Below are 7245 nucleotides of genomic sequence, written 5' to 3'. Positions count from 1 at the left end.
AGTCAAGGAACTAACGTGCTAACGATCTACAACACGCTCAGCAAGAGCAAAGAAGTCTTCAAGCCGCTGGATGGCAACAAGGTGCGCATGTACGTCTGCGGGATGACCGTGTACGACTACTGCCACCTCGGCCACGGCCGCAGCATGGTCGCGTTTGACCTCGTGACGCGCTGGCTGCGCTTCAGCGGTTATGACCTGACCTACGTGCGCAACATCACCGACATCGACGACAAGATCATCAATCGTGCCCGTGAGAACGGTGAGTCGTTCGAAGCACTGACCGAGCGCATGATCGCCGCGATGCACGAAGACGAAGCGCGCCTGAACATCCAGAAGCCGGACATGGAACCGCGCGCCACCGATCACATCGCTGGCATGCACGCGATGATCCAGACCCTGATCGACAAGGGCTACGCTTACGCGCCAGGTAATGGCGACGTGTACTACCGCGTTGCCAAATTCATGGGCTACGGCAAGCTGTCGCGCAAGAAGATCGAAGATTTGCGCATCGGTGCGCGTATCGAAGTCGACGAGTCGAAACAAGACCCGCTCGACTTCGTCCTGTGGAAAGCCGCCAAGCCGGGCGAGCCGAGCTGGGAATCGCCATGGGGCGCCGGACGTCCGGGCTGGCACATCGAGTGCTCGGTGATGTCGACCTGCTGTCTCGGTGAGACCTTCGACATTCATGGCGGCGGCAGCGACCTGGAGTTCCCGCACCACGAAAACGAAATCGCCCAGAGCGAAGCGGCCACCGGCAAGACCTACGCCAACGCGTGGATGCATTGCGGGATGATTCGCATCAATGGCGAGAAGATGTCCAAGTCCTTGAACAACTTCTTCACCATCCGCGACGTGCTCGACAAGTACCACCCGGAAGTCGTGCGTTACCTGCTGGTATCGAGCCACTACCGCAGCGCGATCAACTATTCGGAAGATAACCTCAAGGACGCCAAGGGCGCACTGGAGCGTTTCTACCATGCGCTGAAAGGCCTGCCGAGCGTGGCGCCGGCGGGCGGCGAGGCGTTTGTCGAGCGTTTCACCACGGTGATGAACGACGACTTCGGCACCCCTGAAGCCTGCGCCGTGCTGTTCGAGATGGTGCGCGAGATCAACCGTCTGCGTGAGAGCGATCTCGATGCAGCGGCGGGGCTGGCGGCACGTCTGAAAGAACTGGCGAGTGTGCTCGGTGTGGTGCAGTTGGAGGCGGATGACTTCCTGCAGGCCGGCGCTGAAGGGCGGGTCGATGCGGCTGAAGTCGATGCACTGATTGCGGCGCGCCTGGCGGCTCGGGCGGGTAAGAATTGGGCTGAGTCCGATCGTATCCGTGATCAGCTGACGGCGATGGGCGTGGTGCTGGAAGATGGCAAGGGTGGGACTACCTGGCGTCTGGCTGACTGAGGCCCACAGCCCCTCCCATGATCGTTCCCACGCTCTGCGTGGGAATGCCTCAACGGACGCTCCGCGTTCGGCTCTGTAGGGACGCAGAGCGTCCCGGGCTGCATTCCCACGCAGAGCGTGGGAACGATCGACTTTCAATGCACGACACAAATGCCCTGTGGGTCATTCAGCCTGCCGCAACCTCTTGTAAAGCGTATTCCGGCTAACCCCCAGCCGCCGCGCCAGATGCGAAATATTCCCCCCGGCCGCCTTCAACTCCCTGTTCAACGCCTCAACATCATTCAAATCCAGCCCCAGCGGCGCCGTTGTCTCCACCGGTTCCATCTCCAGGTCGACAAAAAAATCATCCGGCAGATGCTCAGGCCGCACCGGTTGTTCCTCGGCCATGGCCAGCGCTACCTGCATCACGCTGCTGACCTGACGCAAATTCCCCGGCCACGGATGCTTTTCAAACAGCTCCAATACCTCCTGGCTCAGCCCCGCCCATTGCGTCGGCTCGCGATGTTGCTCCCACAGCCGTTTGAACAGCGCCTGCTTGTCACTGCGCTCGCGTAACGGCGGCAGCTCCAGGGTCAGGCCGCCGATGCGGTAGTACAAGTCTTCGCGAAAGCGGCCCAGTTGTACCTGCTCGCGCAACGATCGGTTGGTCGCGGAAATGATCCGCAAGTCCACCGGAAACAACTCGCTGCTGCCCACCGGCTGCACGCAGCGCTCCTGCAACACGCGCAACAAACGCGCCTGAGTTGGCAGCGGCATGTCACCGATCTCATCGAGAAACAGCGTGCCTTTGTCGGCCTTGCGGATCAGGCCGATGCTGCCTTTCTGGTTGGCCCCGGTGAACGCGCCTTTCTCGTAACCGAACAACTCGGACTCGACCAGTTCAGCGGGGATCGCTGCGCAGTTCACCGCGATGAATGCCTGTTTCTGTCGGGAGCTGGCTTGGTGCAAGGCTTTGACGAAGACTTCCTTGCCGACGCCGGTTTCGCCGTGAATCAACAACGGAATGTCCTTCTCCAGCAAGCGCTCAGCCTGGCGCACGGCTTTTTCCACGCGACTGTCGCCGAAATGCAGGGTATTGAGGCTGATCGCACTGGCTGGAGCAGGCTTGTCCTCGGCGACAAACACCCGCGCTTGCACCGGTGCCTGTTTCGGCCGTTTCAGCAAGCACTGGAAACGGTTGCGTCCGGAGGTCTGCAAGGCAAACGGCAGACCCTCGGGCTGATTGATCAACTCCAGCAGCGACACCTTGAACAGGCTTTCAACGCTGACGCGCGACAAACGCACACCGAGCAGATTGTCGGCGCGGCGATTGGCCGACAGCACCTGTCCGCTCTCATCGAAAATCAACAACCCGGCCCACTGGCTGTCGAGGTTGTTCAACCCGGTGTTGAAGGTCAGTTGAAAATGCTGGCCATGGAACAGGTTGAGGATCAGCCGGTTCTCCACGGTCTGGCTCATCATCTTGACCATGCCCAGGGTGTGCGAGGGCGGCAGGTAGCTGTCGCTGGAGACATCGAGCACGGCGATGACCTTGCGCTCGGCGTCGAAAATCGGCGCGGCGGAGCCGGTCATGAAGCGGTTGGCCTTGAGAAAGTGTTCGTCGTGTTCGATGTGCACCGCCTGCTCACAGGCCAGTGCGGTGCCGATCGCATTGGTGCCGCTGCTGCGCTCCATCCAGCTCGCCCCGGCCTGAAAGCCCCGGGCCAGATTCGGCTCGATAAAGCGCTGTGTGCCCCACGAGGTCAGCACCTGGCCCTGATTGTCGGCAAGCATGATCAGGCAGTTGGAATTGCTGAGGATGTTTTCGTAGTAGGGCAGGACTTCCTGATGCGTGGTCTGCACCAGCGAATGATGGCTGTCGAGCAACCGCGCAATGCCGGCGGCGGGCAATTGATCGAAGGCCGGGGCGCTCTGGTGGTCGAGGCCGAACGCGCGGCAACGTTGCCAGGAGGTCTGGACGATCGCGTCGTGGGACAGCGGCGAAGCAGGTGCGGCCATGGGGGCGAGCCTCTGAGTGCAGCGATTTTATTATTGTTATGAACCCGATCTTCAAAACTCCACAAACCCCCTGTGGGAGCGAGCAGGCTCGCTCCCACAGGGGATCCATTTGCATTGAGGATTGGGCAAAAGCGTGCATAGAGTGTTGTTCACTATTGTTCATTGTCAATCACCCCGACTGTTCAAAAGTGTTCAGCTGTGAACGCCGCTTGCCCCCGTAAACACTGCTTCTCAAGACAAATCAAGCACTTGCCATTTCTGGCACGAATGTCGCTCTGTTGCTCCGGTCGCTTGACTCCAAAAATAACAAAGGCCGAGCCATGTCACTCACCCTGGAGCACGTCAGCCGTACCGTCGAGGGCCAGATCTGGATCGACGATGCGTGCCTGAAATTCGAACCCGGATCCTTCAACGTTCTGCTCGGGCGTACTTTGTCCGGCAAGACCAGCCTCATGCGCCTGATGGCCGGCCTCGACAAGCCCGACAGCGGCCGCGTGCTGATGAACGGCGTCGACGTCACCCAGCGCCCGGTGCGGCTGCGCAACGTGTCGATGGTCTATCAGCAGTTCATCAATTACCCGACCATGACGGTGTTCGAGAACATCGCCTCGCCACTGCGTCAGGCCGGCATCTCGAAAGAGATCATCCACAGCAAGGTGCAGGAAACCGCACGCATGCTGCGCATCGAGAAGTTCTTGCAGCGCTATCCGCTGGAGCTCTCCGGCGGACAGCAACAGCGCACGGCCATGGCCCGCGCGCTGGTCAAGGATGCTGAACTGATCCTCTTCGACGAGCCGCTGGTCAACCTCGACTACAAGCTGCGCGAAGAGCTGCGTCAGGAAATGCGCGAGCTGTTCAAGGCCCGCCACACCATCGCCATCTACGCCACCACCGAGCCCAACGAAGCGCTGGCCCTCGGCGGCACCACCACCATCCTGCACGAAGGCCGGGTGATCCAGAGCGGGCCGTCGACCGAGGTCTATCACCAGCCGCAGTCGGTGCTCGCCGCCGAATTGTTCTCCGAACCACCGATCAACCTGATGCCGGGACGCATCGCCGGCAACGAAGTCAGCTTCGCCAACTTCGTACACTTTCCGCTGAACGTCGATCTGCGCCCGGTGGGGGAGGGCGAGTTCCGCTTCGGTGTGCGCCCCAGTCATATCTCACTGGTGCCGAGCAACGATGACGATCTCGAACTGGCGGTGACCGTCGAGGTCGCCGAAATCAGCGGCTCGGAAACCTTCCTGCATGTGCGCAACGAGCATTTCCTGCTGGTGCTGCACTTGCCGGGTGTTCATGAATACGACGTCGATGCGCCGATCCGCATCTATATCCCGACCCACAAACTGTTCGTTTTCGATGCGCAGGGCCGTCTGGTGCAAGCACCGGGCCGGCGTGTCGCGAGGGTTGCCTGATGGCCGAAATCCGTTTGCAACACCTCGCCCACAGCTACAGCAAAACCCCGAGCGGCGCCGAGGATTATGCGATCCGCGAGATGGATCACGTCTGGGAGCAGGGCGGCGCCTATGCTTTGCTCGGCCCGTCCGGTTGCGGCAAGTCGACCTTGCTCAACATCATTTCCGGCCTGCTCAGCCCGTCCCAGGGCCATGTGTTGTTTGACGGCAAAGCGGTCAACGACCTCACGCCGGAGAAGCGCAACATCGCCCAGGTTTTCCAGTTTCCGGTGGTCTACGACACCATGACGGTGTTCGACAACCTCGCTTTCCCGCTGCGCAATCAGGGCATGGCCGAGGCGAAAGTGCACAGCAAGGTGCAGGAAATTGCCGAAGTGCTCGATCTGCAGAATCTGCTGAGCAAAAAAGCGCGCAATCTCACCGCCGACGAAAAGCAGAAAGTCTCCATGGGCCGTGGCCTGGTGCGCGATGACGTCTCGGCAATCCTCTTCGATGAGCCGCTGACGGTGATCGACCCGCACTTGAAGTGGAAACTGCGGCGCAAGCTCAAGCAGATCCACGAACAGTTCAATATCACCATGGTCTACGTCACCCACGATCAACTGGAAGCTTCGACGTTCGCCGACAAGATCGCGGTGATGTACGGCGGCCAGATCGTCCAGTTCGGCACGCCACGGGAATTGTTCGAGCGGCCGAGCCACACCTTTGTCGGCTATTTCATCGGCAGCCCGGGGATGAATCTGATCGAGGTGCAGCCGCAGCCCGGTGGCGTCGGTTTCGCCTCGACGCACCTGCCGTTATCCGACGCCTTGCAGCGCCATATCGAACACGGCCAGTGGAAAAATCTCAAGGTCGGCATCCGCCCCGAGTTCATTCACGTGTGGGACGAGCCGTTTGACGACGCGATGCAGGCCAAAGTCGTACACGTCGAAGACCTCGGCACCTACAAGATCATGACTCTCAACCTCGACGGCGCACCGTTGAAGGTGCGCCTGGCTGAAGACAAACCGGTGCCTCAAGGCACGGCTTACATCAGTTTTCCGGCGCAATGGCTGATGGTCTATGCCGATGAGTTTCTCCTGGAAGTCAGCGACGAGGAGGCGCAGCCATGAACAAAGTGCAGAACAACAAGGCTTGGTGGCTGGTGTTGCCAGTGTTCCTGCTGGTGGCGTTCAGTGCGGTGATCCCGATGATGACCGTGGTCAACTATTCGGTGCAGGACATCTTCGACCAGTCCAGCCGCTACTTCGTCGGTGCCGATTGGTACAAACAAGTGTTGCTTGATCCGCGTCTGCACGACTCGCTGCTGCGCCAGTTCATCTATTCGGCCTGCGTGCTGCTGATCGAAATCCCGCTGGGCATCGCCGTCGCGTTGACCATGCCGACCAAGGGCCGCTGGTCCTCGGTGGTGCTGATCATTCTGGCGATACCGTTGCTGATTCCGTGGAACGTGGTCGGCACCATTTGGCAGATCTTCGGCCGCGCCGACATCGGCCTGCTCGGTTCCAGCCTCAACGCGATGGGCATCAGCTACAACTACGCGGCCAACACCATGGACGCCTGGGTGACAGTGCTGGTGATGGACGTCTGGCACTGGACTTCGCTGGTCGCGCTGCTGTGTTTCTCCGGCCTGCGGGCGATTCCCGACGTCTATTACCAGGCCGCGCGCATTGATCGCGCCTCGGCCTGGGCGGTGTTCCGCCACATTCAATTGCCCAAGTTGAAAAGCGTGTTGCTGATCGCGGTGATGCTGCGCTTCATGGACAGTTTCATGATCTACACCGAGCCGTTCGTGCTCACCGGCGGCGGGCCGGGCAATGCCACGACCTTCCTCAGTCAGACGTTGACGCAGATGGCCGTAGGGCAATTCGACCTCGGTCCGGCAGCGGCGTTTTCGCTGGTGTACTTCCTGATCATCCTGTTGGTGTCCTGGCTGTTCTATACCGCCATGACGCACTCCGACGCCAACCGCTGAGGCCCGGCCATGAGCAAGAAAAAGCTTATTCCGTTGCTGGTCTACATCCTGTTCCTGCTGGTGCCGATCTACTGGCTGCTGAACATGTCGTTCAAGAGCAACACCGAAATCCTCGGCGGCCTGACGCTTTTCCCACAGGATTTCACGCTGGCGAACTACAAGGTGATCTTCACTGATCCGAGCTGGTACACCGGCTACTTGAACTCGCTGTATTACGTCAGCCTCAACACGGTGATTTCCCTGAGCGTGGCGTTACCGGCGGCTTACGCGTTTTCACGCTATCGTTTCCTCGGCGACAAGCATCTGTTCTTCTGGCTGCTGACCAACCGCATGGCGCCGCCGGCGGTGTTCTTGCTGCCGTTCTTTCAGTTGTATTCGTCGATCGGCCTTTTCGACACGCATATCGCCGTGGCTTTGGCGCACTGCCTGTTCAACGTGCCGCTGGCGGTGTGGATTCTC

6 protein-coding genes are annotated in these 7245 nt (G+C 60.1%); 5 read left to right on the top strand and 1 reads right to left on the bottom strand.

The window, feature by feature from the left end; genetic code table 11:
• The first annotated feature begins 15 nt into the window (after positions 1-15).
• A complete protein-coding gene (gene cysS / locus OQK_RS27555) occupies positions 16-1398 on the top strand; it encodes a cysteine--tRNA ligase (RefSeq protein ID WP_016775293.1) in 1383 nt (460 codons plus the stop codon).
• A 162-nt stretch (positions 1399-1560) separates the two neighbouring features.
• On the opposite strand, the gene OQK_RS27550 is transcribed toward cysS, so the two are convergent.
• The gene (locus OQK_RS27550) at positions 1561-3396 is read right to left on the bottom strand and encodes a sigma-54-dependent Fis family transcriptional regulator (protein ID WP_016775292.1); all 1836 of its coding nucleotides are present in this window, start codon (positions 3394-3396) and stop codon (positions 1561-1563) included.
• 320 nt (positions 3397-3716) lie between these two features.
• On the opposite strand from OQK_RS27550, the gene OQK_RS27545 reads away from it, so the two are divergent.
• The 4 genes from OQK_RS27545 to OQK_RS27530 form a co-directional block, all read left to right on the top strand.
• On the top strand, positions 3717-4811 hold the full coding sequence (locus OQK_RS27545; RefSeq protein ID WP_016775291.1) for an ABC transporter ATP-binding protein: 1095 nt from the start codon (positions 3717-3719) through the stop codon (positions 4809-4811).
• Entirely contained in the window at positions 4811-5923 is a 1113-nt protein-coding gene (locus tag OQK_RS27540) for an ABC transporter ATP-binding protein (protein WP_016775290.1), read from the top strand. Before OQK_RS27545 ends, OQK_RS27540 begins: the two co-directional genes overlap by 1 nt.
• Positions 5920-6786 carry a carbohydrate ABC transporter permease gene (locus tag OQK_RS27535; protein ID WP_007912484.1) on the top strand — a complete coding sequence of 289 codons (867 nt, stop codon included), beginning with the start codon at positions 5920-5922 and terminating at the stop codon, positions 6784-6786. The genes OQK_RS27540 and OQK_RS27535 overlap by 4 nt, the downstream gene beginning before the upstream one ends.
• A 9-nt stretch (positions 6787-6795) precedes the next feature.
• The coding region (locus OQK_RS27530; protein ID WP_016775289.1) for a carbohydrate ABC transporter permease at positions 6796-7245 on the top strand (450 nt) is incomplete at its 3' end.

The sequence above is a fragment of the Pseudomonas sp. R62 genome (genome assembly GCF_000257605.1).
Lineage (GTDB): Bacteria > Pseudomonadota > Gammaproteobacteria > Pseudomonadales > Pseudomonadaceae > Aquipseudomonas > Aquipseudomonas atacamensis.
This window is presented reverse-complemented; position numbering and strand designations above follow the sequence as displayed.

Excerpts from the sequence above, each read along its gene's own strand:
- OQK_RS27550 (WP_016775292.1), bottom strand. The coding sequence starts at position 3,396 with ATGGCCGCACCTGCTTCGCCGCTGTCCCACGACGCGATCGTCCAGACC.
- OQK_RS27545 (WP_016775291.1), top strand. The coding sequence starts at position 3,717 with ATGTCACTCACCCTGGAGCACGTCAGCCGTACCGTCGAGGGCCAGATC.
- OQK_RS27540 (WP_016775290.1), top strand. The coding sequence starts at position 4,811 with ATGGCCGAAATCCGTTTGCAACACCTCGCCCACAGCTACAGCAAAACC.
- OQK_RS27535 (WP_007912484.1), top strand. The coding sequence starts at position 5,920 with ATGAACAAAGTGCAGAACAACAAGGCTTGGTGGCTGGTGTTGCCAGTG.